The sequence below is a fragment of the Geodermatophilus sp. SYSU D00758 genome, assembly GCF_054049955.1.
The window spans coordinates 22,215-46,264 of the sequence record NZ_JBJGYK010000007.1 but is presented as its reverse complement, the minus strand read 5'-3'; the positions used below and the strand labels follow the sequence as shown (position 1 = coordinate 46,264).

At 78.4% G+C, this 24,050-nt stretch carries 21 protein-coding genes; 12 read left to right on the top strand and 9 right to left on the bottom strand.

What is annotated here, in order from left to right:
- Window positions 1-67: 67 nt before the first annotated feature.
- Entirely contained in the window at window positions 68-571 is a 504-nt protein-coding gene (locus tag ACI8AC_RS06970; protein WP_456896525.1) for a hypothetical protein, read from the bottom strand.
- A gap of 225 nt (window positions 572-796) precedes the next feature.
- Window positions 797-1,507 carry a hypothetical protein gene (locus ACI8AC_RS06965; protein ID WP_456896523.1) on the bottom strand — a complete coding sequence of 237 codons (711 nt, stop codon included), beginning with the start codon at window positions 1,505-1,507 and terminating at the stop codon, window positions 797-799.
- A gap of 519 nt (window positions 1,508-2,026) precedes the next feature.
- Between ACI8AC_RS06965 and ACI8AC_RS06960 the strand changes: the two genes are divergently transcribed.
- Genes ACI8AC_RS06960 through ACI8AC_RS06950 form a run of 3 tightly spaced genes read left to right on the top strand, consistent with a single transcriptional unit; the run spans window position 2,027 to window position 5,648 of the window.
- Complete coding sequence (locus ACI8AC_RS06960; protein ID WP_456896521.1) at window positions 2,027-2,824, top strand: MBL fold metallo-hydrolase; 798 nt, start codon at window positions 2,027-2,029, stop codon at window positions 2,822-2,824.
- Window positions 2,821-3,483, top strand: a complete 663-nt coding sequence (locus ACI8AC_RS06955; RefSeq protein WP_456896519.1) for a DedA family protein — start codon at window positions 2,821-2,823, stop codon at window positions 3,481-3,483. Before ACI8AC_RS06960 ends, ACI8AC_RS06955 begins: the two co-directional genes overlap by 4 nt.
- Window positions 3,480-5,648, top strand: a complete 2,169-nt coding sequence (locus ACI8AC_RS06950) for a phage holin family protein (RefSeq protein WP_456896517.1) — start codon at window positions 3,480-3,482, stop codon at window positions 5,646-5,648. The genes ACI8AC_RS06955 and ACI8AC_RS06950 overlap by 4 nt, the downstream gene beginning before the upstream one ends.
- A gap of 120 nt (window positions 5,649-5,768) precedes the next feature.
- On the opposite strand, the gene ACI8AC_RS06945 is transcribed toward ACI8AC_RS06950, so the two are convergent.
- Both ACI8AC_RS06945 and ACI8AC_RS06940 read right to left on the bottom strand, forming a co-directional pair.
- Window positions 5,769-8,843, bottom strand: coding sequence for an acetoacetate--CoA ligase (locus ACI8AC_RS06945; RefSeq protein ID WP_456896515.1), 3,075 nt, complete (start codon window positions 8,841-8,843; stop codon window positions 5,769-5,771).
- Window positions 8,840-9,544 (bottom strand): 4'-phosphopantetheinyl transferase family protein, encoded by a 705-nt coding sequence (locus ACI8AC_RS06940; protein WP_456896513.1) that lies wholly within the window; start codon window positions 9,542-9,544, stop codon window positions 8,840-8,842. The genes ACI8AC_RS06945 and ACI8AC_RS06940 overlap by 4 nt, the downstream gene beginning before the upstream one ends.
- A 179-nt stretch (window positions 9,545-9,723) precedes the next feature.
- On the opposite strand from ACI8AC_RS06940, the gene ACI8AC_RS06935 reads away from it, so the two are divergent.
- The 3 genes from ACI8AC_RS06935 (at window position 9,724) to ACI8AC_RS06925 (ending at window position 12,973) form a co-directional block, all read left to right on the top strand.
- Window positions 9,724-10,698 carry a glucosyl-3-phosphoglycerate synthase gene (locus tag ACI8AC_RS06935; RefSeq protein ID WP_456896511.1) on the top strand — a complete coding sequence of 325 codons (975 nt, stop codon included), beginning with the start codon at window positions 9,724-9,726 and terminating at the stop codon, window positions 10,696-10,698.
- Between the two features lie 158 nt (window positions 10,699-10,856).
- Entirely contained in the window at window positions 10,857-11,822 is a 966-nt protein-coding gene (locus ACI8AC_RS06930; RefSeq protein WP_456896509.1) for a glucosyl-3-phosphoglycerate synthase, read from the top strand.
- An 8-nt stretch (window positions 11,823-11,830) separates the two neighbouring features.
- Entirely contained in the window at window positions 11,831-12,973 is a 1,143-nt protein-coding gene (locus ACI8AC_RS06925; RefSeq protein WP_456896507.1) for a glycosyltransferase, read from the top strand.
- A 56-nt stretch (window positions 12,974-13,029) separates the two neighbouring features.
- Here ACI8AC_RS06925 and ACI8AC_RS06920 read toward each other — a convergent pair whose 3' ends face one another.
- A complete protein-coding gene (locus ACI8AC_RS06920; protein ID WP_456896505.1) occupies window positions 13,030-13,980 on the bottom strand; it encodes a Gfo/Idh/MocA family protein in 951 nt (316 codons plus the stop codon).
- Between the two features lie 88 nt (window positions 13,981-14,068).
- Here ACI8AC_RS06920 and ACI8AC_RS06915 point away from each other — a divergent pair, with 88 nt between their 5' ends.
- Window positions 14,069-14,518, top strand: a complete 450-nt coding sequence (locus ACI8AC_RS06915) for a DUF5946 family protein (protein WP_456896503.1) — start codon at window positions 14,069-14,071, stop codon at window positions 14,516-14,518.
- Window positions 14,519-14,551: 33 nt separating this feature from the next.
- A complete protein-coding gene (locus ACI8AC_RS06910) occupies window positions 14,552-14,965 on the top strand; it encodes a helix-turn-helix domain-containing protein (RefSeq protein ID WP_456896501.1) in 414 nt (137 codons plus the stop codon).
- A 6-nt stretch (window positions 14,966-14,971) separates the two neighbouring features.
- On the opposite strand, the gene ACI8AC_RS06905 is transcribed toward ACI8AC_RS06910, so the two are convergent.
- The 3 genes from ACI8AC_RS06905 to ACI8AC_RS06895 all read right to left on the bottom strand — a co-directional run bounded on the left by ACI8AC_RS06905 (window position 14,972) and on the right by ACI8AC_RS06895 (window position 17,051).
- On the bottom strand, window positions 14,972-15,568 hold the full coding sequence (locus ACI8AC_RS06905; RefSeq protein WP_456896499.1) for a TetR-like C-terminal domain-containing protein: 597 nt from the start codon (window positions 15,566-15,568) through the stop codon (window positions 14,972-14,974).
- A gap of 135 nt (window positions 15,569-15,703) precedes the next feature.
- Window positions 15,704-16,033: a hypothetical protein gene (locus ACI8AC_RS06900; RefSeq protein ID WP_456896497.1), complete on the bottom strand. Its 330-nt coding sequence runs from the start codon at window positions 16,031-16,033 to the stop codon at window positions 15,704-15,706.
- Window positions 16,034-16,130: 97 nt separating this feature from the next.
- A complete protein-coding gene (locus ACI8AC_RS06895; RefSeq protein WP_456896495.1) occupies window positions 16,131-17,051 on the bottom strand; it encodes a 1,4-dihydroxy-2-naphthoyl-CoA synthase in 921 nt (306 codons plus the stop codon).
- Window positions 17,052-18,042: 991 nt separating this feature from the next.
- On the opposite strand from ACI8AC_RS06895, the gene ACI8AC_RS06890 reads away from it, so the two are divergent.
- Entirely contained in the window at window positions 18,043-18,852 is an 810-nt protein-coding gene (locus ACI8AC_RS06890) for an endonuclease/exonuclease/phosphatase family protein (RefSeq protein ID WP_456896494.1), read from the top strand.
- 167 nt (window positions 18,853-19,019) lie between these two features.
- Here the strand turns inward: ACI8AC_RS06890 and ACI8AC_RS06885 are convergent, their stop codons facing one another.
- Entirely contained in the window at window positions 19,020-19,484 is a 465-nt protein-coding gene (locus tag ACI8AC_RS06885) for an NUDIX domain-containing protein (protein WP_456896492.1), read from the bottom strand.
- 69 nt (window positions 19,485-19,553) lie between these two features.
- On the opposite strand from ACI8AC_RS06885, the gene ACI8AC_RS06880 reads away from it, so the two are divergent.
- The 3 genes from ACI8AC_RS06880 (at window position 19,554) to ACI8AC_RS06870 (ending at window position 24,004) form a co-directional block, all read left to right on the top strand.
- A complete protein-coding gene (locus ACI8AC_RS06880) occupies window positions 19,554-20,123 on the top strand; it encodes an LOG family protein (protein WP_456896490.1) in 570 nt (189 codons plus the stop codon).
- Window positions 20,124-20,161: 38 nt separating this feature from the next.
- Window positions 20,162-21,283, top strand: a complete 1,122-nt coding sequence (locus tag ACI8AC_RS06875; RefSeq protein WP_456896488.1) for an NAD(P)/FAD-dependent oxidoreductase — start codon at window positions 20,162-20,164, stop codon at window positions 21,281-21,283.
- 117 nt (window positions 21,284-21,400) lie between these two features.
- Window positions 21,401-24,004, top strand: a complete 2,604-nt coding sequence (locus tag ACI8AC_RS06870; protein ID WP_456896486.1) for a phosphatase domain-containing protein — start codon at window positions 21,401-21,403, stop codon at window positions 24,002-24,004.
- The last annotated feature ends 46 nt before the right edge of the window (window positions 24,005-24,050 follow it).

Sequence of the window (24,050 nt, the reverse complement as noted above, 5' to 3'; positions counted from 1 at the left end):
GGGGGCGGTAGTGGTGGTGGCCCCCCGGCCGGCGGGGCGGGTGGCCTCCTCCATGCCCGGGTCCAGCTCAGCGCACGTGCACGAACTCGTTCTGGCTGACCAGCAACCCGTGCTCGCCGAGGGCGGGATCGGTGATGCAGAACTGGACGTAGGCCTCGCCGCGCGCCAGAGCTCCCGGACCGGGCCGCGGGACCTCCGGGTCCCAGTTCGGCTCCAGCTGGTCCACCGTGAACTCGTCGACGTGCCACCGGCCGTCGCAGGTGATCGGGTTGCGGTGGCTGTCGCTCCAGGCCGCGGAGATCCGGCTGCTGCCCTCCTGGGCGAGGGCCGGGTCGGCGGTGCGGTCCGCGGTCTGCTTGACCGACACCCACAGCCCGACCTGCTCGCCGCCCTCGCAGCGGTACCGGGCCTTGACGTAGCCGACCGTGGGGTCGTCCCGGTCGATCCGGACGACGCCAAGGACGTCGGCCTCCATCGTCGGCGCCGGCGGTGCGGCAACCGCCGGGACGGCCGCGGTGAGGACGGCCGCCGCGGCGAGCGCGCTGCCGGTGAGGAACGTGCGGACCTGCATCGATGCACTCCTGGGGTACACGGGCCCGCACCCTGCGTGCGAGCCCGGCGCACCGTGCCAGAGGGTCACCGGACCGGCCAGGGGTTTCTGCACGGGTTGGTCCGGCTGCGGAGGGTGACATCCGATCGGGTGACCGACCCCGCGGCCGCGGTCACGCCCGGAAAGGGACCATGACCACCGCGGCGGGAGGTGGCGGGACGGGCGACCACGGCGGGGAGGGGCCCATCACGGTGAGCCCGCGCGCCAGCCGCGGCTCAGCAGGGCCCGGCGGCAGCGGTCGACCACCACGGCCGGGCCGTCGACGTGCCGTGCGGCGAAGCGGAGCAGCAGCCAGCCGTCCGCGGCCATGAGCGAGTACCGGTCGACGTCCCGGCCGAACTGGTCGGGCTCGGCGTGCTGGCGGCCCTCGTACTCCACCGCCACCCGCCACCGGCTCCACCCCAGGTCGGCGTGGACCACGTCCCGGCCCCGGCGGTCGTGCACCGGCACCTGCACCTCCGGGGCCGGCAGGTCGCTGGTCACGAGCCAGTACCGGGTGAGGCTCTCCGGCCGGGAGGCCGAGCGCCCGTCGAGCAGCGGCGCGCACTCGCGGGCGCGGACGACGCCCCGCAGGCCGCCCGCCCGTTCCAGTCGCCGGAGCAGGTCGCCGGCGGTGAGGTGCCCGCCCCGCACCAGCGCGTCCCCGACCGCGACGAGCTCCTGCGGCGGGAGGAGCGGTGCCAGGTCGAGCCAGGTCTGGGAGCCGGAGGTCACGGCGAGGCCCTCGAGGTCCACGACGTCGGCGGGCTCGACCCCCCGGGCGTGCACGACCAGGCCGCTGCGCCGCGGCAGGGACGACCGGGGGCTGAGCACCACGTGGACCGTGGGACGGCGGGCCGGCGCACCCAGCAGCTCGGCCGCCGTCCAGAGGCCGAAGGCGGCGTCGTCCGGCAGCACCGGCGCCCATGCCGCGCACCGGGTGCGCAGGTCGGGCTCGGCGGCCGAGGACAGGTACAGGCCCCTGCCCAGCCGGACGCCGTCCCGCCGGATCCGCCCCCGCGTGGCGCCGGCCGCCCGCGCCGCCGCCCAGGTGCAGGCCTCGCCCAGCTATATGCCGGTCACCCGGCGACCGTGCTGGCCCGGGCCGCTCGGTAGCGGTGGGGACGACGGCCTGTGGACGCTGCCCCGGGGTGTGGACGGCCCCCGCCCGGCCGCGGTGATCACGGGCCTCTTGCCGAGGACACGCGCGGACTCGCCGCAGCGACCGGCCAGACGCCCATGATCACCGGGGAAGGGGGCGGAACGGGTGGGCCCACCGGGGAACGGCCGGAAAAGGGAAGGCGGCCGGAAGGGGGAGGGGCCGGCGGGTGGCGGGCGGGTGAACGGCCGGTGGAGCCCGGGAACCAGGGTGGTCCCGGGCTGCTGATGGGGGTGAATCCCCTGGGTCCTGTCACTCCCCGGCCCGATACTGGAGCGGTGGGTGGGCCGTCGATGCACTTCCTCGGGCACTCGACGGTCCGCGTCGAGCTGGCCGGGGTCACCGTGCTCACCGACCCGCTGCTCACCTCGCGGGTCGGGCCGCTGCGCCGCGTCGTGCCCCCGCCGGCGCCGGAGACCTGGGCCGGGGTCGACCTCGTCCTCGTCAGCCACCTGCACGGCGACCACCTGCACCTGCCCTCGCTGCGCCGGCTGGGGCCCGACGTCCGGGTCGCCGTGCCCCGCGGCGCCGGGTCCTGGCTGCGCCGGCGCGGGCTGCGCGACGTCGTGGAGGTCGCCCCCGGGGAGTCCTTCGCCCACGGCCCGCTGACGGTGACCGCCGTCCCGGCCGCGCACAGCGGCCACCGCTGGGGGCCCCGGCTCACCTCCGGCCCCGACACCCGCGCGGTCGGGCACCTGCTCGAGGGCGGCGGGAAGACCGTCTACGTCAGCGGCGACACCGGGCTCTTCGACGGCATGCGCGAGCTCGCCGGCGCCCTCGACGTCGCCCTGCTGCCGGTCTGGGGCTGGGGGCCCTCGCTCGGCCCCGGCCACCTCGACCCGCAGGAGGCGGCCGAGGCGGTCGCCCGGCTGCGTCCGCGGCTGGCCGTGCCGGTGCACTGGGGCACCCTCGCGGTGCGCGGGGCCACCGCGCTGCCGCGGCTGGGCAGCCGGATGCGCCGGCTGCTCACCTCCCCGCCGCACGAGTTCGCCGCCGCCGTCGCCGCCCGGGCGCTGCCCACGCGGGTGGCGGTCACCCTCCCCGGTCACCCCGTCCTGCTCGGGACGCCGGCATGAGCGCGCTCGCCTCGGGCTGGACCGACGGCGCGAGCATCGGCTACCCCGTCCTCTTCGGCGGCGTGCTGCTCGGCTCGATCGCGCCGGTGGTGCCGACCGGGGCGATCGTCGGCGCCGGGGCGGCGTTCGCGATGACCGCGCACGGGCTGAACCTGCCGCTGGTGGTGCTCGTCGCCACGCTGGCGGCCTGGACCGGGGACGTCGTCACCTTCACCATCTGCCGGTTCGGCGGCCCGGCCGCGGTGCGCTGGGTGGCCCGCGGCCAGCACGCCGACCGCATCGCCGAGGTCCGCGAGCAGTTCCGGCAGCACGGCTGGCAGATCATCGTCGTCGGCCGGCTGCTGCCCGCCGGGCGCATCCCGGTGCTGCTGGCGGCCGGAGCGCTGGCCTACCCGTGGCGCCGGCTGCTGCCCGCCTCGTTCACCGCCGCCGCGCTGTGGGCGCTGGCCTACTCGCTGCTCGGCGTGGTCAGCGGCGGCATCTTCGACTCGCCGCTGACCGCCGTCCTGCTGGCCACGGTCCTCGTCCTGGTGGTCGGCGCGCTGCTCAACCTGGTCGGCAGCCACCGGCGCCGGGCGCGGGAACCGGTCGAACCCTGTCCCGACGCCGCCGCAGCCGACGGCGCCCGGCCCGACGCCACCCGCTGCGGTCCGGCGTGAGCGCGGCCCCCCGGGTCGTCGGCCGCGTCCTGCAGGCCGGGCGCACCCCGGCCCGGTTGGTCCTCACCTGGGCGGCCACCACCGCGGCGCTGGTCCTGCTCGACGACCGGCTGCGGACCTTCACCATGGCCTCCTGGTGGCAGCCCCCGGTCATCGCGCTGCTGCTCGGGCTGCTCACCGCGGTGGCCTGGCCCCTGGTCATGCGGATCGCCCTGCCCCTGGCCTTCCTCACCCTCGGCCTGGGCAGCTTCCTGATGCTGGGCGCGGCCGTGCTCGGGCTGTCCTTCCTCGTGCCCGGCGTGGTCATCGCCGGGCTGCCCACCGCGCTGGTCGTCTGGGTGATCATGGCCGCGGTCTCCGGCGTGGTCAGCAGCGTGCTCGCCCTCGACGAGGACGAGCTGTTCTTCCGGCGCGCGCGGCGGCGGGCCCGGCGGGCGCCCCCGGACGGCGACCGCCCGCCCGGGGTGCTGTTCCTGCAGATCGACGCGCTGTCGTACGAGACCGCCCGGCGCGCGGTCCGCGACGGCTCGATGCCGGTCCTCTCCGCCTGGCTGCGCTCGGGCAGCCACGCGCTGACCTCCTGGCACACCGACTGGAGCTCGCAGACCGGCGCGGCGGTCAGCGGCATCCTGCACGGGTCGAACGAGGACGTCCCCGGCTTCCGCTGGTACGACAAGGACCGCGACCGCATCGTGCGGGTCTCCTCCCCCACCGACGCCGCGGAGATCGAGCGGCGGCTCTCCGACGGCCGCGGGCTGCTCGCCGGCGGCGGGGCCAGCCGCGGCAACCTGTTCACCGGCGACGCCACGCACGTCAGCCTCACGATGAGCTCGCTGGCGCACGTGGTGCCCGCCCGCGCCCGCCGGGCCCGCCGCCGGGAGCGGGTCGGCACCGGCTACTACGCCTACTTCGCCAACCCGGTGAACGCGCTGCGCACCCTCGCGGTCTCCGTGGTCGACATCGGCCGGGAGCTGGTCGCCGCGGCCCGGGAGCGGCGCGACGACGTCCGGCCGCGCACCTCCCGCGGCGGCCTCTACCCGCTGGCCCGTCCCGGGACGACGGTGATCAGCCGGGACGTCGTCGTCTTCGCCCTGCTCGAGGACATGCTGGCCGGCCGCCCGGTCGCCTACGCGGACTTCCTCGGCTACGACGAGGCGGCCCACCACGCCGGGCTGGAGCGGGCCGACAGCCTGGCCGTGCTGCGCACCATCGACCAGCAGATCGGCCGGCTGCAGCGGGCCGCCCAGCTCGCGCCCCGCGAGTACCACCTGGTCTGCCTGTCCGACCACGGCCAGACCCAGGGCGAGTCCTTCGCCACCCGCTTCGGGGAGACGGTCGAGGCGCTCGTCGGGCGGCTCTGCGGCGGCTCGGGCGCCGGCACCGGGCACCTCACCGGCCCTCGCGACAGCCGCCGGCTGACCGAGGGCTGGCAGGTCGGCGCCGCCCTGGCCGAGGGCGCGGGCCCGATCGCCCGGCGGCTGCGCGAGCGGGCCGAGCGGGGCAGCGGCCGGCCGCACGACCACGAGCTGCCGCCCGACCGCGCCGGGCAGGTGCCGCGGGTGGCCCCGGGGGTCGTCGTCGCCGTCTCCGGCCACACCGCGATGGTCTCCTTCCCCGACATCCCGGGCCGGGTGCCGCTGGAGGAGATCGAGCAGCACTGGCCGGCCCTGCTGCCCGGGCTGGTCGACCACGACGGCGTCGGGTTCCTGCTGGTGCACTCCGCCGAGCAGGGCCCCGTCGTGCTCGGCCGGGACGGCGTGCACCGGCTGGCCACCGGCGAGGTGCTCGGCGAGGACCCGCTCGCCCCCTACGGCCCGCACGCCGCCCGCCTGGTGGCCCGCGGCTCGACGTTCCGGCACTGCGCCGACGTCGTGGTCAACAGCCGGTACGACCCCCACACCGACGAGGCGTCGGCCTTCGAGCCGCACGTCGGCTCGCACGGCGGGCTCGGCGGCCCGCAGCAGCTCGGCTTCCTGCTGCACCCGCGCTCGTTCCGGCCGCCCGGAGAGGTCGTCGGGGCCGAGCACCTGCACCACGTGCTGCGCGGCTGGCTGACCGACCTCGGCCACCCCGAGCCCACCGGGGACGGCGCCGAGGTCGGCCCGGACAGCGTCACCGCGCGGGCGCGGCGGTCCCCCGCCCCCGCGGCCGACGTCCCGGTCTGACCCGCCGGCGGTCCCGGCCTGACCCGCCGGCGGCCCCGGCGGCTCCCGGTGCCGGCCGGGACGGGGCCGGTGTCAGCCGGGCCCCGGCGGATCCCGGTGCCGGCCGGGACGGGCCCGGTGTCAGCCGGGCGGCGGCGGGCCGGAGCGCCCCGACGCCGGCGCGGCCGAGGACGCCGCACCGGACGACGCGGCGGAGGACGACGCGGCCGCGGTCGACGCAGCCGAGGACGAGGCCGCCAGCGCCGCCGACACCGCCCGCGCCAGCCCGGGGGCGTGCTCGGCGGCCAGGAGGTCGTGGTGCGCCCCGGGCACGTCGGCGACCGCGAGGTCGGGCGCGACCCGCCGCCACACCGCGAGCTGGTTCATGATCACCGGGATCCGCCGGCGCGCCCGGAAGTAGCTCACCCGGCCGCCGTACGGGCCCCACGCGTGCGCGTTGAACAGCTCCTCGCTGCGCCGCAGCGCCGCCTCCTCGGGGGCCGGCGGGGCCGGCTCGAGGCGCAGCAGCGGAGCCAGGGGGCTCGCCCGCAGGAAGTCCACCGGGCCGTCCTCGGCCATCCCCGGCACGAAGCGGGCCAGCAGCGCCGCCAGGTGGTAGAGCCGCTGCCGGTTCCGGGACAGCCGGCCGGTGGGCGGCAGCACGTCGAGCAGGCCGAGGAAGGGGACCTCCCTGCCCCGGGCGGTCAGCAGCCGGGCCATCTCGTAGGCCACCAGCCCGCCGAAGGAGTAGCCGGCCAGCCGCACCGGCCCGGTCGGCCACACCGCGGAGACCGTCTCGACGTGCCGGCGCGCCAGCTCGGCGACCCCGCCGTCCTCGTCGAGGGGTGCCGGCAGGCCGTACACCGGGGCGTCGGTGTCCAGCGCCTCGACCAAGGCCCGGTAGGCGTCGACGTCCCCGAAGGCCCCGTGCACCAGGACCAGGGGCGCCTCACCGGCCGCCCCTTCCCGCAGCGGCTCCACCGTCGCCCCCGCCGGGTCGGCCTCGGCCAGGGCCGTGGTCAGGCCGCGGACGGTCGGCTCGGCGGCGAACACCTCGAGGCCCACCGGGCGGCCCAGCTCGCTGCGGAGCCGGCGCAGCACCGTCATCGAGCTGCGGGAGGTGCCGCCGGCGTCGAAGAAGTCCCGGTCGTCGGGCACCGGGGCGCCGAGGACCTCGGTGAACACCCGGGCCACCACGTCGTGCAGCCCGGCCTCCGGCCCGTCCGCGGCCGGGGACGCGGTCGCGGAGGCGGCGGGCGCCACGGGTGCCGCGGCCCGCGCCGCCGCCTCCGCGATGCCCTGCAGCGACCCCGGGTTCCGCAGCGCCGCGGTGTTGCGGACCGGCTCCCCGTCGAGCACCGCGCGGGCGGCGGCCTCCGACCGCTTGCCGTTGTGCGTCAGCGGGAGCTCGTCGACGGCCAGCAGCAGGTCCGGCACGTGCGCCGGAGACCCCTCCCGCCGCAGCGCCGTCCGGATCGCGACGGCCAGCGCGTCGTCCAGTGCGACCCCGGGCCGCAGCACCACGAGCAGCGCCAGCCGGGTACCGCCCGGCGCCGCAGGGTCGCGGGTCTCGACCGCCATGGCGTCGGCCACCCCGGGGAGCGCCCGCGCGATCGTGTAGATCTCCGACGGCCCGATCCGGATGCCGGCGACGTTGAGCACGCCGTCCGAGCGGCCGTGCACCCGCGCCGAGCCGTCGGCGTCGATCTCGATGCGGTCGCCGTGCGTCCACACCCCGGGGTGCTCGGCGAAGTAGGCGGCCCGGAAGCGCTCGCCGTCCGGGTCGTCCAGGAAGCCGGTCGGGCGGGAGGGGAACGGGTTGCGGCAGACCAGCTCGCCGACCTGCCCGAGCACCGGGCGGCCGGCGTCGTCGAGGGCGGCGACGTCCAGGCCGAGGCTGAGCGCCTGCGACCGGCCCGGCCGCACCGGCAGCTCGGGGGAGCCGAGGACGAAGCAGCCGAGGATGTCGGTCCCGCCGGAGATCGACTGCAGCGGCACGTCGCCGACGGCGTCGGCGACCCAGCGGAACTGCCAGTCGTGCAGCACGGCGCCGGTCGAGAGCACCGCGCGCAGCCGGGAGAGGTCCACCTCCTCGCGCGGCCGGTAGCCCTCGTCCTGGCACAGCTGCAGGTAGGCCGGGCTGGTGCCCAGCACCGTGACCCCGTGCTCGGCGGCCAGCCGCCACAGCGTGTCCGGCCCGGTCAGCGGCACGTCGCCGAGCACCACGTGCGCCCCGACGGCGAGCGCCGAGAGCTGCCAGTTCCACATCATCCAGGCGGTGGTGGTGTGGAAGTGCAGCGTGTCGCCGGGGCCCAGGTCGCCGTGCAGCCGGTGCTCCTTGACGTGCTCGACCAGCGAGCCGCCGGTGCCGTGCACCATCGCCTTCGGCGGGCCGGTCGTGCCGGAGGACGCCATCACCCACAGCGGCGCGTCGAAGGCCTGCCGGGGCCAGGCGGGGCCGGGGTCGCCGGCCGGGACGGCGGCCACCCGGTCGGCGAGGCGGGCCACGGCCACCCCCTCCAGGGCGGGCAGCGGCCCGTCGTCGAGCAGCAGCACCCGCTCGGTGGCGGGCAGGCCGGCGAGCACCGCGGCGAGCACCGCGTCGGCCGGCGCGTCGGGCCGCGCCATGCCGGTCCGGTCCACCAGCACGGTCGCCGCCCGCACCGGGCCGAACCGGCCGAGCAGCGTGCTCGGGCCCATGTCCGGGGTGGCGGTGGAGAGCGCGGCGCCCAGCCCGGCGACGGCGAGCGCGGCGACGGTGACCGCGGCGGTGTTGGGGGCGACGGCCAGGACCGTGGTGCCGGGGCCGACGCCGAGGTCGGCCAGGGCGCGGGAGGTCCGGCGGACGGCGGCGCGCAGCTCGCCGCGGGTGTACCGCTCGACCGAGCCGTCGGCGTGCACGGAGGTCAGGGCGGGGGCGTCGTCCCCGGCGCCGTCCACCGCCCGCAGCGCGTTCTCGGCGTAGTTGAGCCGGACGCCGGGGAAGAACCGCGCCGTCCGGACGTCCCCGTCGGTGAGCACCGGGTCGGCCGAGCCCTCCCAGACCAGGCCGGACCAGTCGAGGAACGTGCGCCAGAAGTCGCGGGGGGAGGCCACCGACCAGGCGTGCAGCGCGCCGGGCGTGGGCAGCGGGCGGCCGGCGACGGTCTCGGCGCGCGCCCGGAAGCCGGCGACCTGCGGGGCCGCGGTCCGGGCCGCGGGGGACTGGGTCTTCACCGTGGACCTCCTGGGGGGAGCAGGACGACACCGGGGGCGGGCATGGGGACGTCGGCCGCCAGGGCGGCCAGCGACCCGGCCGGGACGGGCAGCGCGGTCACCCACTCCGGCCCGACCCGCCCGGAGTCGGCCACCGGGGTCACCACGTCGGCGGGGGGACGGCGCAGCCCCGTCCCCCGCGCCTTGAGCACGGCCTCCTTCTGCGCCCAGCAGCGGGTGACCGCGGGCAGCCGGGCGGCCACGGGCAGGGCGGCGATCCGGGCCTGCTCGGCGGGGGCCAGCCAGCCCTCAGCGGGCGCGGCGGCGGCCTCGGCGTCCCGGTGCTGCTGCACGTCGACCCCGATCCGGGCGCCGGCCGCGACCGCCACCAGGGCGAGGTCCCCGCTGGCCGAGCAGGACAGGCCGAGGTCGGCCCCCTCGACCAGCGGCCGGCCGCGGTCGCCGCGCAGGGGCACCGCGGCCGGCGGCACGCCGAGCAGCCCGCCGAGGACCCGGCGCAGGCCGGCGCGGACCAGGAGCCGGCGGCGCCGCACGGCCGGGACGCCGCGCTCGGCGCGCTCGCGCTCGCCGGCGGTGAGGACGGCGGCGGCCCCGGCGGCGTCCCACCGGGGGTCGGCGAGGTCGAGGAGGTGGACGACGACCGCGGCGGGGCCCCGGGCAGGGCGCCGCCGCGTCAGGTGTCCAGCCGAGCGTTCCGCCATGCCCTCCGCGCGTTCCGCCGTGTCCCCCCGGACCTCGGTCCAACCGCCCCACCGTACGAGCGGCTCCCCGGGCCTGCCACCGTCCCGGGCTTCCGAGCCCGATGACGGCCGCCGGACGTCCGTGTGAACAGTCGGCACCGCCGTGGCGCCGGGGGACGGCCGTCCCCGAGAGTGGTGCGATGCGACCCGACGCCGGTGCGTGGTTCCGGACCCGCACGACCACGGTCCCCTCCCTCGACGCGGTGGACGCCGACCGCCTGCTGCGGGCCAAGCGCCGCGGCCGGCACCGGGTCAGCGTCGTCCTCCCCGCGCGCGACGAGGAGGCCACGGTGGGGCAGCTGGTCGCCGACCTGCGCCGGCAGTGGGTCGAGGAGGCCCCGCTGGTCGACGAGCTGGTCGTCGTCGACTCCGACTCGACCGACGGCACGGCCGCGGTGGCCCGCGCCGCCGGTGCCGAGGTGGTGGCCGCCGGCGACGTGCTGCCGGCCCACGGCAGCCGGCCCGGCAAGGGCGAGGCGCTGTGGAAGTCGCTGGCCGCCACCACCGGGGACCTCGTCGTCTTCCTCGACGCCGACCTGCTCGGCGACGTCCGGCACTACGTCCCCGGGCTGCTCGGCCCGCTGCTCACCGACCCGGGCGTCGACTACGTCAAGGGCTGCTACACCCGGCCGCTGGAGGTCGGCGGCCGGGTGCGCCCCGCCGGCGGCGGGCGGGTCACCGAGCTCACCGCCCGCCCGCTGCTCAACGCGCTGTGGCCCGAGCTGGCCGGCGTCGTCCAGCCGCTGGGCGGCGAGTACGCCGGCCGGCGTTCGGCGCTGGAGCAGGTGCCGTTCGTCTCCGGCTACGGGGTGGAGGTCGGGCTGCTGGTCGACCTGCTCGACCTGGTCGGGCTGTCCGCGCTGGCGCAGGTCGACCTCGGCGTCCGGCGGCACACCTCCCAGGACGAGGTGGCGCTCGGCCGGATGGCCGGCCAGGTGGTGTCGACGGTCCTCGCCCGCACCGGCCGGCTGCGCACCGACCCCGGCGGCCTGCTCACCCAGTTCACCCACGACGGGACGGCGTTCGTGCCGGGTAGCACCGCGGTGGCCGTGGACGAGCGCCCGCCGATGGCCACCGTGCCCGAGTACCGGGCGCGCACCGACGAGGTCGGCTGAGCGCCCGAGGACGCTCGGGCGCGACGTGGGGCCCGCGATCCGGTAGAACCAGCAGCCCGGGTTCGGACCAGCCGCCCGGGACCGTCCGGGTCCGCCGTCCCGGCGCGACGGGCCCGTGTGCCGACGAGGGCGTCGGCACCGCCTCCCCGGGAGGGCACGTGCGGCCTGACGTCCGGCACTGGCTGACCGCCCGCACCTACACCGCGGGCACCTGGCGGGCAGCCGAGCTGCTCGAGCGCAAGGCCGACGGCGGGGCCACGGTGAGCGTGGTGCTGCCCGCCCTCGACGAGGAGCGGACCGTCGGCGACATCGTCGCCGCCCTCCGGGCCGAGCTGGTCGAGCGCCATCCGCTGGTCGACGAGCTGGTCGTCGTCGACAGCGGCTCCACCGACCGGACCGCGCAGGTCGCGGCCGCCGCCGGGGCGACGGTGGTGACCGCCGCCGACGTGCTGCCCGGGCACGGCGGGCGCCCCGGCAAGGGCGAGGCGCTGTGGAAGTCGCTGCACGCCACGACCGGTGAGCTCGTCGTCTTCGTCGACGCCGACCTCATCGGCTTCGACCCGCAGTTCGTCGTCGGCCTGCTGGGCCCGCTGCTCACCGACCCGACCGTCGGCTACGTCAAGGCCCTCTACGACCGCCCGCTCGCCACCGTCGAGGGCATCGTGCCCTCCGGCGGCGGGCGGGTCACCGAGCTGGTCGCCCGGCCGCTGATCAACGCCTTCTGGCCGGAGCTGGCCGGCTTCGTGCAGCCGCTGTCCGGGGAGTACGCCGGGCGGCGGGACCTCCTCGAGCGGGTGCCGTTCGTCTCCGGGTACGGCGTGGAGCTCGGCCTGCTGGTCGACCTCGCCGCCCTGGCGGGGCTCGACGCCCTGGCCCAGGTCGACCTCGGCACCCGCCGGCACGGCCACCAACCCGACGCGGCGCTGGGGCGGATGGCCGGGCAGATCCTGCAGACCGCGCTCGCCCGCCGGCCCGGTGGCGGGCGGCCGGCCACCGAGCTGCTGCAGTTCCTGCGCACCACCGACGGGCTGGAGGGGGTGACCTGGGACGTCGGGGTCGCCGAGCGCCCGCCGATGCGGTCGGTGCGGCGCGCGGCCGCCCGCGGCGGCGCCCCACGGCCGTGAGGGTCCTCATGGACGCCGGGCCGTGGCTCCCGGTGCCCCCGCCCGGCTACGGCGGGGTGGAGAACGTGGTGGCCACCCTCACCACCGAGCTGCGCGCCCGCGGGCACACCGTCGTCCTCGCCGCCCCCGGCGACTCGGCGCTGCCGGTCGACGGGCTGGTCAGCGCCTTCCCCACCGGCCGGTTCGAGGTGCTGGGCGGCCCCTACCCGCGGGTGGTGGGCACCGCCCACGCGCACGAGCAGGCGGTGCTGCGCGCCGTCGCCGACCACGCCGTCGCCGGGCGGCCGTTCGACCTGGTGCACACGCACGTCGAGGTGGTGGGGCCGGCCGTGCTGGGCGCCCTCGACACCGCCGGCCCCCCGGTGCTCGGCACGCTGCACTGGGACCTGCACCGCAACGCCGACTTCTGGGCGGCGTTCGACGGCCGCGGGCGGGTGTTCTTCGCCGGGGTCTCCGAGAGCCAGGTGGCGCGGGCGGCCCCGCGGCTGCGCGAGCAGGTGGTGGGCGTCGTCCCCCTGGCCGTGCCGGTCGACGAGCGGCCGCCGGTGCCGCGCGAGCGGCGGGCCGACCGGGTCCTGCTGCTCGCCCGGCTGTGCGAGTCCAAGGGCGTCGACACCGCGCTGCGGGCCTGCCGCGCGGCCGGGGTCCCGCTGGTGCTCGCCGGCCCGGTCGGCGGCCTGCCCGACCGCGCGGCCCTCGACGCCGCGCTCGCCGACCCCGACCACCCGGCCCGCTCGCACCCCGACGTCGCCTGGTTCACCGACCAGGTGGCGCCGCACCTCGACGGCCGGTCCGCCCGCTGGATCGGCAGCGTCGGCGGCGCCGTGAAGGAGGAGCTGCTGCGCACCTCCCGGGCGGTCCTGTTCCCGATCCGCTGGGAGGAACCCGGCGGCACCGCGGTGTGCGAGGCGCTGGCCGCCGGAACCCCGGTGGTCGCCATGGCGCGCGGCTGCCTGCCCTCCCTGGTGGACGACGGCCGCACCGGGTGGCTGGCCGGCGACGAGGCGGGTTTCACGGCGGCGCTGGGCCGGCTCGACGCGATCGACCCGGAGGTGTGCGCGGCCCAGGCCCGGCGCCGGTTCGCCCCCGCCGTCATGGCCGACGGCTACCTGCGGCTCTACGCGGAGGTCCTGCGGCGGGCCGGGCGGTAGCGGAGTGGGAGGGGCGCGTTCCCCGCGCCGTGCCACTCCGCGTCGGGGACGGACCGTCAGGGGCGGACGGCGGCGCCGGTGCGGGCCGACTCGGCGATCGCCACCCCCACCCGGTGGGTGCGCAGCGCCTCGGCGTAGTCGACCAGCCCCGGGGCCGGCGGCCGGCCGGCCAGCAGGTCGACGAAGGCCCGGTCGACGGCGGTGCGGGCGTCGACCTCCGGCTGCCGGGTCTCGACGCCGTCCCGGGTGGTGACGGTCAGCCCGGTCTCGGTCAGCTCGACCGCCACCCCGTCGCAGACGACGTCCAGGCCGGCGCGCACCTTGGCCGGCAGCGTGCAGGCGGCGGTCACGGTGCCCACCGCCCCGCCGGCGAAGGCGAGCAGGGCCGCGGTGGCGTCGTCGACGTCCCGCCCCTCACCGGTCGAGGGGGCCGGGAGGGCGCGGACCTCGGCGACCTCGCCGGCCAGCAGCCGGGCCAGGTCGAGCACGTGGGTGAGCTGCTCGACGACCTGGCCGCCGGAGGCCTCCCGCCGCCGCCACCAGGCCGGCGGGGGGACCTTGTCCAGCCAGGTCGCGTCGACCAGCCGGGGCGGGGCGGCGGCGCAGACCTCCCGGGCGCGGGCCACCGTGTCGAGGTGGCGCCAGTGGTAGCCGGTGGCGGTGGGCAGGCCCGCCGCGGCGACGGCGGCGGCCACCTCCTCGGCCACCGGCAGGCCGGTGGACAGCGGCTTCTCCACCAGGAAGGGCACGCCCGCGCGGACGGCGGTCAGCTCGGGCCCGCCGTGGGCGAACGGCGGCACGCACAGCCAGACCGCGTCCGGCCGCTGCCGCAGCAGGTTCGGCAGGTCCGCGGCGACCGGGACGCCGAGGTCCGCGGCCAGGGCGTCGGCCACCCCCGGCGCGGGGTCGGTGACCCCGATCAGCTCGACGTCGGGGAACCCGGCCAGGGTGCGGGCGTGCCGGGCGCCCACCCCACCGGCACCGACGAGCCCCACGCGCAGCGTCACGCCGGGGCGGTGCCCTCGCGGCACCCCGGTCAACCGCGGGACGGGGAGCCGGACCGCTCGGGCGGCCGGCGTGGGGCACGATCGGCGGGTGCCCTCGCCGTCGCCCGCCGTCCCGCCCGCCCGCACCGACGCGGACGCCGCGGTGCAGTGCCCCGGCTGCGGATCGGTGCTCGCCGCCCCGGAGCCCGACGCCCTCCCCACGGCCGCCTGCGCCCGGCTGTTCGAGGAGACCACGCGCGGGCTGCGCGACGAGGACGGCGCGGACCCGCGGCCGGCGGCCACGCTCGCCCTGGCCGAGGCCGCCTGGACCGCCCAGCACACGGCCGCGGCCGGACCCGACCGGGTGCGCGCCGCCCTCGCCGCCCTGGCCACCCGGACGGCCTCCCCCGCGGTCCCGGACGGCACGGCGCCGCCGGCGGTGTGGCGGACGACGGTCGCCGACGTCGCGGCGGACCTCGACGTCATCGACCTGACCGTGCTGGTCGACGCGTGGGCCCGGGCCGTGCTCGAGGACTGGCGGCGCATCGCACCCGCCTGAACCCGGCTGCGGAGCGCAGTCATCGTGGACACCGTGAGTGACACGCAGGACCGCTGGGCGCGCAAGAGGACCCGGACGCGGGAGCACGTGCGGGACACCGCCGACCGGTTGTTCACCGAGCGCGGCTTCGAGGCGGTGACGGTCGCCGAGGTCGCGGCCACCGCCGACGTCGCCGTCCAGACGGTGTTCAACCACTTCCCCGGCAAGGAGGCGCTCTTCTCCGCCGACCGGACCCCGTGGGTGGCCGGCCCGGCGGCACCCGGCACCGCGGCCCGGGTGACCGCCGCGGTGTGGCTGGCCGCCGTCGGCACGCTCATCCGGGAGCTGCGCACGGGGCACCCGGTCGCCGACCCCGCGGCGGGCGAGGCCGGTGTCCGCCGGGTCGCCGCGCAGGTCTTCGGGGGCCTGGCCGCCGCGGCCGCGGCGGCCACCGGCTCCCGGCGCTGACCGGGGTCAGACGGAGGCGGCCTCGTCGGCGGGCACGCGGACGATCGGCAGCAGCACCTCGTCGAGCACCCGCTGCACCTGGTCGTCGGCCATCGGACCGGCCCCGGCGGTGAACCGCTGCCACCAGAAGGCCTCGAGCACCGAGCCGAGCAGCGCCAGCCGCGCCGGCGGCAGGCCCTCACCGCGGGCCTCGGCGCGGGCCCCGATCTCCGCCACGGCCGCCGCCAGCGGCTGCACCAGCGCGGCCTCCAGCCCGGCCCGCAGCTCGTCGTCGTGGCGCGCGGCGCCGACCAGGCTCGCCACGGCCCGCTCCTCCCGGTCCAGCGGACGGCGCCACCGGTCCACGAGCGCGGCCAGGTCGTTCCGCAGCGACCCGGTGTCGACCGGGGCGGCGACCACCGCGGTGCGGCTGACCGCGTGCCGGGCCATCGCCGCCATCGTCGGCCAGCGCCGGTAGATCCCGGCCTTCCCCGCCCGCGCACGGGCTGCGACCCGGTCGCTGTTGAGCTTGCCCCACCCGTCCTCGGCCAGGATGTCGACCGCCACGGTCAGCAGTTGCTCGGACAGCTCCGCGCTCAGCGGGCGCCCCGGCGTCCCTGTCACCTCTCGGCCCCTCTCCTGGCTCATCCCGACGCAGGCCATCGTGGACTCCGGATTGGGGTCACCACAATCACCCGCAACCGTTCCGACCCGCTTTTCCTTACTTTCTCAATTTGCCGCCCCCGCACGGGACCGGTCTCACGCACCCGCGGCGCTCTCCACGTGCACCTGCAGGCTCCCGTCGTCGGCCACCCAGCCCCGGTCTCGGGCGGACTCCAGCATCCCGTCCCAGCGCTGCGCCCAGTCGGCGGCCCGCGCCTGCGGCTCCGCCGACGCGCGCAGGGCCGCCGGGTCCAGGTACCCGGTCTCGGCGTCGGCCAGCCGCCCGAGGCCCGCGGCGCGCAGGGCGCCGTCGGCCTCCTCGTCGGTGACCTCGCCCAGCGCCAGGTGCAGGGACGTCAGCTCGTCGACGTCCACCACCTTCACCTCGGGGCGCTCGTCCGCCCCGCCGACCACCTCGACGATCATTCCTCCGCCCTTCGTGAGTGGAACTCCCGGGTGTTGCTGGAAGGCCCCGTCGCAGGGCCCCGCCACGAGGCTGCGAACGGTGGGGGGCGACGGGGTCCTAGACGTGCCAGGGAAACCGGGAGAAGTCCGGCTCCCGCTTCTCCAGGAAGGCGTCGCGGCCCTCCACGGCCTCCTCGGCCATGTAGGCCAGCCGGGTGGTCTCCCCGGCGAACAGCTGCTGGCCGACCAGCCCGTCGTCGATCAGGTTGAACGAGTACTTCAGCATCCGCTGCGCGGTCGGGCTCTTGGCCACGATCCGCCGTCCCCAGTCCAGCGCGGTGCGCTCCAGCTCGGCGTGCGGGACGACGCGGTTGACCATGCCCATGGCGTGCGCGTCGGCGGCGGAGTACTCGTCGCCGAGGAAGAAGACCTCGCGGGCGAACTTCTGCCCCACCTGGCGGGCCAGGTAGGCCGAGCCGAAGCCGCCGTCGAAGCTGCCGACGTCGGCGTCGGTCTGCTTGAACCGGGCGTGCTCGGCGCTGGCCAGCGTGAGGTCGCTGACCACGTGCAGGCTGTGGCCGCCACCGGCGGCCCAGCCGGGGACGACGCACACGACGACCTTGGGCATGAAGCGGATCAGCCGCTGCGCCTCGAGCACGTGCAGCCGGCCGAGTCCTCCCCCGCCCGCACCACCCCCGGCAGCCGGCGCCGCCTTCTCGTGCTCGTACCCGTACCGGCCCCGCACCCGCTGGTCACCGCCGGAGCAGAACGCCCACCCGCCGTCCCTGGGGCTCGGGCCGTTGCCGGTCAGCAGGACGCACCCGACGTCGGTGGACAGCCGCGCGTGGTCCAGGACGGCGATGAGCTCGTCGACCGTCCGCGGCCGGAAGGCGTTGCGGACCTCCGGCCGGTCGAACGCGATGCGCACGACCCCGGCGTCGACGGCCCGGTGGTAGGTGAGGTCGGAGAGGTCGAAGCCCTCGACCGGCTGCCACGCGGCGGGGTCGAACAGCTCGGAGACGTCGTCGCGGGCGGGCATGACCCGAACCTAGTGCTCCGGCTCGGCTACGGCCGGGCGTGCCCGTGGCGGCGCCCCGGCTTCTCGGGGGCGGGCACGGCGGTCTGCTCGGCCGTGGCCGTGGCCGTAGCCGTGGCCGTGGCCGTGGCCGTGGCCGTGGCGGTCGGGGTCGGGTCGGTGTCGGTCGGGCTCGGGTCGGGCTCGGGCGTCGGGGCGGGGGTGGTGGCCGGCCTCGGGTCGGTCGTGGGCGCAGGGGGCGGCGCCGCCGCGCGGGCGGTGGTGCCGCTCGGCGCCGTGGATCCGCTCGGTGCGGTGGAACCGCTCGGCGCCGTGGCGCCGCTCGGCGCCGTGGTGGCCGCGGGCAGGGTGGCGCCGCCGGGCGCGGTCGGGGTGCTCCCCGCGGCGGAGGAGGCGGCCGCTCCGGGACCCGGGGCGGGGGGCGTCGTCCCCGGCGCGACGGGCGCCGCCGGGGACGACGTGCCGGCCGGGGTCGTGCCGGCGGCGGTCGCCGCACCCGCCGGGACGTCGGGCGCCGGGGCGCCGCCGCCCCCGGGCAGGGTTGTGGTGCCGGTCGCGGCCGGGCCCGTACCCACCGGCGCCCACGTGGCCCCGGCCGGCGGCGGGGCCCCCGGGGACACGGTCGGCGCGGGCACCTCCGAGCCGGACGGGGGCCGGCTCCAGGCGCGGGAGAGGCCGCTGCCCGTCCCGGCGGGGGACGCCGCCGGGGCCTCCTGCACCCGCCCCTCGGCCGCCACCGTCGCCGTGCCCGGGGACGCCCCCGACAGCACCGCGACCAGGGCCGCGACGCAGCCGAGCAGCATGAGCAGTCCGGCCAGGCGGCGAGCGCGCCGACGGGACGCACCTGGGGCGGTGCGACGGGAGCGGTGGCGGGAGCTCACGGCCGGTTCCTCCGAACGGGTGACAGCGACGACGTAAGGTAACGGTTCGGGTACGGTCCGGTACAGCCCCGCGTGTCCGGCCGGACGGCGCCGGCCCCGGTAGCGTCCGGGGCGTGCCGCCCGCCCCCGCCGTCCGCGTGGGCACCCTCAACCTCGCCGGCGGCCGCGGTCCCGGCGGCGCGGTGCTGGGCCCCGACCAGCTCGCCGCGGCGGTGACCGGCCTGGACGTCGACGTCCTCGCGGTGCAGGAGGTGGACGCCGCCCAGCCGCGCTCGCAGGGCACCGACCAGGCCGCCGTCCTCGCCGGGGCGCTGGACGCCGGGCACTGGCGCGGTGCCGCGACCGTGGCGGGCACCCCCGACCCCTTCCGGAGCTGGCGGCCGGCGCCCCCGGCCCTGCGCGGCCCGGACGACGGCACCGCCGACGGCCCCGCCTACGGCATCGCCCTGCTCAGCCGCCTGCCCGTGCGGGAGTGGTCGGTGCTCGGGCTGGGCGCCGGCCGCGCCCGCCTGCCGATGCAGGCCCTCGACCCGCGCACCGGGCGGCCGCGCTGGTGGTGGATCCCCGACGAGCCGCGGGTCGCCGTCGCCGCCCGGCTGGACGCGGTGACCGTGGTCGCCACGCACCTGTCGTTCGCGCCGCACACCGCGGTGCGCCAGCTGCTGCGGCTGCGCCGGTGGATGGCGGGGCTGCGCGGGCCCGTCGTCCTGGCCGGTGACCTCAACCTGCCCGGCCGGGTGCCCGCCCGGCTGGCCGGGGGCCACCCGCTGGTGCGGCTGCCCAGCTTCCCGGCGCACGGTCCGCGGCTGCAGCTGGACCACGTGCTCGCCGTCGGGGACGGGCTGGCCGGTCACGACCCGGCGGCCACCCGGCTGGCGGTCGGCGACCACCGGGCGCTGTCGGTGACCGTCGCCCCGGCCTGACCCCGGCCGCCGGTCGCCGGTCGTCCGGGCGCACCGTTGCGGGCCGGCCCCGTCCCGAGGCTCGCCGCGAGCCTGCGAGCGGTGAGGAGGGCGGGGTCCTTCCACGGTGGTGAGCCAGGACCGGCGACGACCAGGTCACCTGGTCACCGGCTGCCCGCGCCCCCCGGTCAGGGGAGGAGGGCGGCGACGCGGACCAGCGAGGCCTCGAACCCCGGGTGCAGCGGCACCGACACCAGGTCGGCGACCGGGATCCAGGCCACGCCGTCGCTCTCGCCGTCCAGCCGCAGGTCGGCCACCTCGATGCGGCGCACCGGCCGGGCCAGCACCGTGGTGTAGGACCACCCGCCGTGGTCGTCCACCGAGGAGGGCCCGAGCACCAGGTCGGCCGGGTCCAGGCCCAGCTCCTCGCGGACCTCGCGCAGCGCCCCGTGCTCCGGGCTCTCCCCCGCGTGCAGCGCGCCGCCGGGGGTGCCCCAGGTGCCGCCGTGGTGCGACCAGACCGCGCGGTGCTGGAGGAGCAGCTCGGGGCCGTCGTCGCCGTCCCGGTGCACGAGGAGGCCGGCCGCGCCGACCAGGCCCCAGTGCCGGTGCCCGAGGTCGCACCGCACCCAGCCGTCGGTGGAGGTGAACACGCCGACCAGTGAACCGCGGCGGGGCGGGGGCGCGGCGGACGCCCCGGGCGGACGTGCCAGGCTCGGGGCGTGCGCGTCGCCGTCTTCACCGGATCCCGCAGCGGGCCGCCGTCCCACCGCGCGGCCGCCGCCGCCCTCGCCTCCGACCTGGCGCGCGCCGGGGTGGGGCTGGTCTACGGCGGGGGGCACGTCGGGCTGATGGGCGTGGTCGCCGACGCGGCGCTGGCCGCCGGGGGCGAGGTGATCGGGGTGATCCCGCAGCACCTCGTCGACGACGAGCTGGCTCACCCGGGGCTGCCGCAGCTGGAGGTCGTCGGGTCGATGCACGAGCGCAAGGCCCGCATGGCCGAGCTGGCCGACGCCTTCGTGGCGCTGCCCGGCGCGGCCGGCACCCTCGAGGAGCTGTTCGAGGCCTGGACCTGGGGGATGCTCGGGCTGCACGCCAAGCCGGTCGTGCTGGTGGACGTCGACGGGTTCTGGCAGCCGCTGCTGGACCAGGTGCAGCGCATGGTCGAGGACGGCTACCTCGACGCCCACCGCCTCGACGCGCTCGGCGTGGTGGGCAGCGCGGCGGAGCTGCTGGCCTTCATCGAGGCCTACGAGCACCCCGAGCGCAAGTGGACGCCCACGCCCCCGTGATCGTGCGCCGCTGAGCCGGGCCACCTAGCGTCGGTCGGGTGGAGCGCTGGGACGTCGTCGTCGTCGGCGGCGGCCCGGCCGGAGCGGCCGCCGCGCTCGCGGCCCGGGCCACCGGCGCCTCCGTGCTGGTGCTCGACCGGGCCGGCTTCCCGCGGGACAAGGTGTGCGGCGACGGGGTGGCCGCCGAGGCGCTCGACGTGCTCGCCGGCCTCGGGGTCGACCCGGCCGCGGTGGTCGCCGGGCACCCGCCGGTGCCGCGGCTGTCGCTGCGCTCGCCGCGGGGCGCGACCGTCGAGCGGGACGTCGCCCGGCCCTCGTACGTGGTCCCGCGGCTGGTGCTCGACGCGCGGCTCCTGGCCGCCGCCCGCGCGCGCGGGGCCCAGGTGCGCCGGCACGCGGTGCGCCGGGTGGTGGCCGGCCCGGACGGCGTGGTCGTCGACGGCGCCCTGAGCGCCGGCGTGCTCGTGGGGGCCGACGGCGCGGAGTCCGTCGTCCGCCGGGCGCTGGGGCTGCGCACCAACCGCCCCGACCGGCTGGCCGTGGCGATCCGCGGCTACGCCCCCGAGCCGCCCGGCCGGCCCGGCACCCAGGTGCTGGTCACCACCGAGCGGCGGTGGCCGGCCTACGCGTGGTCGTTCCCGGTCGGCGACGGGCGGGTCAACGCCGGCTACGGCGAACTGGTCTCCGGCGGGGCGACGCGGGCGGCGCTGCTCGAGGGCCTGGCCCGGTTGCTGCCGGGGGTCGAGCCGACGGCGCTGCGGGCGCACCGGCTGCCGCTGTCCACCGAGCGCCCGCGCCAGCCCGACGGCCGGGTGCTGCTGGCCGGGGACGCCGCCTCGCTGGTCAACCCGCTGACCGGGGAGGGGATCTTCTACGCCGTCCTCTCCGGGGCGCTGGCCGGGGCGTGCGCGCGGGACGGCACCGGCGCCGGGGCGCGCTACCGGTCGGCGCTGCGCCGGCGGCTGGGCCGGCACCTGCGGTCGTCGTCGGCGGCCTCGCAGCTGTCCCGGTGGCCGGCGCTCATGGACGCCGCCGTCCGCGCCGCGGCGGCCGACCGGCGGGTGTTCGACGACGTCGTCGCCCTGGGGCTGGCCGACGGCCGGCTCACCGCGCGGGCGCTGGCCGGGACGGTCCGCGGCCTGCGTCCCCCGGGCCGGTGACCAGCGCCGGAGCGGTGGCCCCGCGGCCGCAGGACGAGTAGGACGGTCCAGGTGACCACCGCCCGGCCGAGCCGAGTCCCGGGGGACGGCCCTCCGGGGGACAGCCCCCAGGAGAGCGTGCCCCCACCCGCCCGCCGGCTGCTGGCGCTGGCCAACCGGCTCGGCACCGCCGCCCGCGAGGCCTCGGCCGCGGTGGCCCGGCGCAGCGGCTGGACGACGGCGGCCCTCGCCTTCCCCGGCTTCGGCGGCTCCGGCCGGGCCCGCGTGCTCGGCCGGCTGCTGCTGGCCCCGAGCGGCACCGACCCGGGCGCGCGCCGCGACCTGCCGGGCTGGCGGCGGCTGCTCACCCTGGAGGAGCCGGGCGGGGAGGTGGAGGTCGCCCTCGGCGGCAGGCGCACCCGGGTCCGCGCCGACCGGGCCGGGCTGCTCGACGTCACCCTCGACGCCGACCTGCCCCCGGGCCACACGCACGCCCTGCTGCACGTCGAGGGGCGCCCGCCGGTGCCCGCGCCGGTGCACGTGGCCGCGCCGGACGCGGCCCGCGGCGTCGTCTGCGACGTCGACGACACCGTGTGGGTCACCGGGCTGCGGCACCCGCTGCGCGCGGCCTGGCGGACGTTCGCCCGCAGCGGCGCCGGCCGGCGACCGGTCTCCGGGATGGCCGGCCTGCTCAACCGCCTCGTCGAGGCCGAGCCGCACCCGCCGGTGGTCTACCTGAGCAACGGGCCGTGGAACCTGGCCGGCGTGATCAGCCGGTTCCTGGTCCGGCACGAGTTCCCCGCCGGCGCGCTGCTCATGACCGACTGGGGCATCAGCCCCACGGCCTGGTTCCGCAGCGGCAAGGCGCACAAGCGGGCCGAGCTGGAGCGGCTGGCCGCCGACCTGCCGGGCGTCCGCTGGGTGCTCGTCGGGGACGACGGCGAGCACGACCCCGAGATCTACGCCGACTTCGCTCGGCGGCACCCCGACCGGGTGGTCGCCATCGCGCTGCGCACCGTCGCGCCGCCCGGGACGCCCGAGCCGGCCCCGCGGATCGGGGACCGGGTGGGCGACGTGCCGGTGGTCGCGGCCCCCGACGGGGCCGACCTCTACGCCCGGCTGCACGCCGTCCTCGACGGGCCGGAGCCGGGGACGGAGCGGACCGGGACCGAGGCCTGGTTCCTCTCCTCCGCCGAGCGGGGCAACGCCGCGACCCGGCTGCGGGCCTGGACCGAGGGCAACGCCGTGCGGGCGCTGGTCGACGGCCGCAGCTACTTCCCGGTGCTGCTCGACGCGCTGGAGGGCGCCGGCGAGGATGACCTGGTCTTCTTCGCCGACTGGCGCGGCGACCCGGACGAGCAGCTGACCGACGACGGCCCGCGGCTCGGCGAGACCCTGTCGCGGGCCGCGGGGCGGGGCGCGCTGGTCAAGGGGCTGGTCTGGCGCTCGCACATGGACCGGTTCCAGTTCTCCGCCGAGCAGAACCGGGACCTCTCCGAGGACGTGAACGACGACGGCGGCGAGGTGCTGCTCGACCAGCGGGTGCGACCGATGGGCAGCCACCACCAGAAGTTCGTCGTCGTCCGGCACGCCGGCGACCCCCGCCGGGACGTCGCGTTCCTCGGCGGCATCGACCTCGGCCACAGCCGGCGGGACGACGCCGACCACGGCGGGGACCCGCAGCCCCAGCCGTTCGCCGACCCCTACGGCGGCAGCCCCGCCTGGCACGACGTGCAGGTGCAGATCCACGGGCCGGCCGTGCGTGACGTGGAGGACGTCTTCCGCGAGCGCTGGGAGGACCCGGCCGCCCTGACCCGGCTGCCGTGGCAGGCGATCCCCGACGTGCTGCGCCGGCTGGACCGCGAGCCCTCGCACCTGCCGGAGCCACGACCGGACCCACCGGCCGCCGGGAGCTGCGCCGTCCAGCTGCTGCGCACCTACCCGAACCGCTGGCCGGGCTACCCGTTCGCCCCCGACGGCGAGCGCAGCGCCGCCCGCGGCTACGCCAAGGCGCTGCGGCGGGCCCGCCGGCTGGTCTACGTCGAGGACCAGTACCTGTGGTCCATCGACGTGGCCCGGGTGTTCGCCGAGGCGCTGCGCGCCCAGCCGCAGCTGCACCTGGTCGCCGTCGTCCCCCGCTTCCCCGACCAGGACGGGCGCTTCAGCGTCCCCGCGGTGCTGCTCGGCCACGCCGAGGCGCTGGACATGGTGAAGGAGGCCGGCGGGGACCGGGTGCAGGTGTTCGACGTGGAGAACCGGGCCGGCGAGCCGGTGTACGTGCACGCCAAGGTCTGCGTCGTCGACGACGTGTGGGCCGCGGTCGGCAGCGACAACTTCAACCGCCGGTCCTGGACCCACGACTCGGAGCTGACCGCCGCGGTGCTCGACGCGACCCGAGACGAGCGGGCGCCGGCCGACCCCGCCGGGCTCGGCGACGGGGCGCGGGTGTTCGCCCGCGACCTGCGGCTGCGCCTGCTGCGCGAGCACCTCGACCGCGCCGACGGGGACGACGCCGACCTGGTCGACCCCGACTCGGCCGCCGAGGCGCTGCGGGCCTCCGCGGCCGCCCTGGACGCCTGGCACGCCGGCGGGCGCACCGGCCCCCGGCCGCCCGGCCGGCTGCGGCCGCACCGGGTCCAGTCGCCACCGCGCTGGCAGCGGCTGTTCGCCGCCCCGGCCTACCGCCTGGTGTTCGACCCCGACGGCCGGCCGCCGCGGATGAAGCTGCGCCGCACGATGTGACCCCCGGCCGGGCCCGGTGCCCGCGACCCCCGACCGCCCCCGACCC

Bases quoted from the DNA above. Each gene is read 5' to 3' on its own strand.
- ACI8AC_RS06970 (WP_456896525.1), bottom strand. From the start codon at position 571: ATGCAGGTCCGCACGTTCCTCACCGGCAGCGCGCTCGCCGCGGCGGCC.
- ACI8AC_RS06955 (WP_456896519.1), top strand. From the start codon at position 2,821: ATGAGCGCGCTCGCCTCGGGCTGGACCGACGGCGCGAGCATCGGCTAC.
- ACI8AC_RS06940 (WP_456896513.1), bottom strand. From the start codon at position 9,544: ATGGCGGAACGCTCGGCTGGACACCTGACGCGGCGGCGCCCTGCCCGG.
- ACI8AC_RS06935 (WP_456896511.1), top strand. From the start codon at position 9,724: ATGCGACCCGACGCCGGTGCGTGGTTCCGGACCCGCACGACCACGGTC.
- ACI8AC_RS06925 (WP_456896507.1), top strand. From the start codon at position 11,831: ATGGACGCCGGGCCGTGGCTCCCGGTGCCCCCGCCCGGCTACGGCGGG.
- ACI8AC_RS06900 (WP_456896497.1), bottom strand. From the start codon at position 16,033: ATGATCGTCGAGGTGGTCGGCGGGGCGGACGAGCGCCCCGAGGTGAAG.
- ACI8AC_RS06895 (WP_456896495.1), bottom strand. From the start codon at position 17,051: ATGCCCGCCCGCGACGACGTCTCCGAGCTGTTCGACCCCGCCGCGTGG.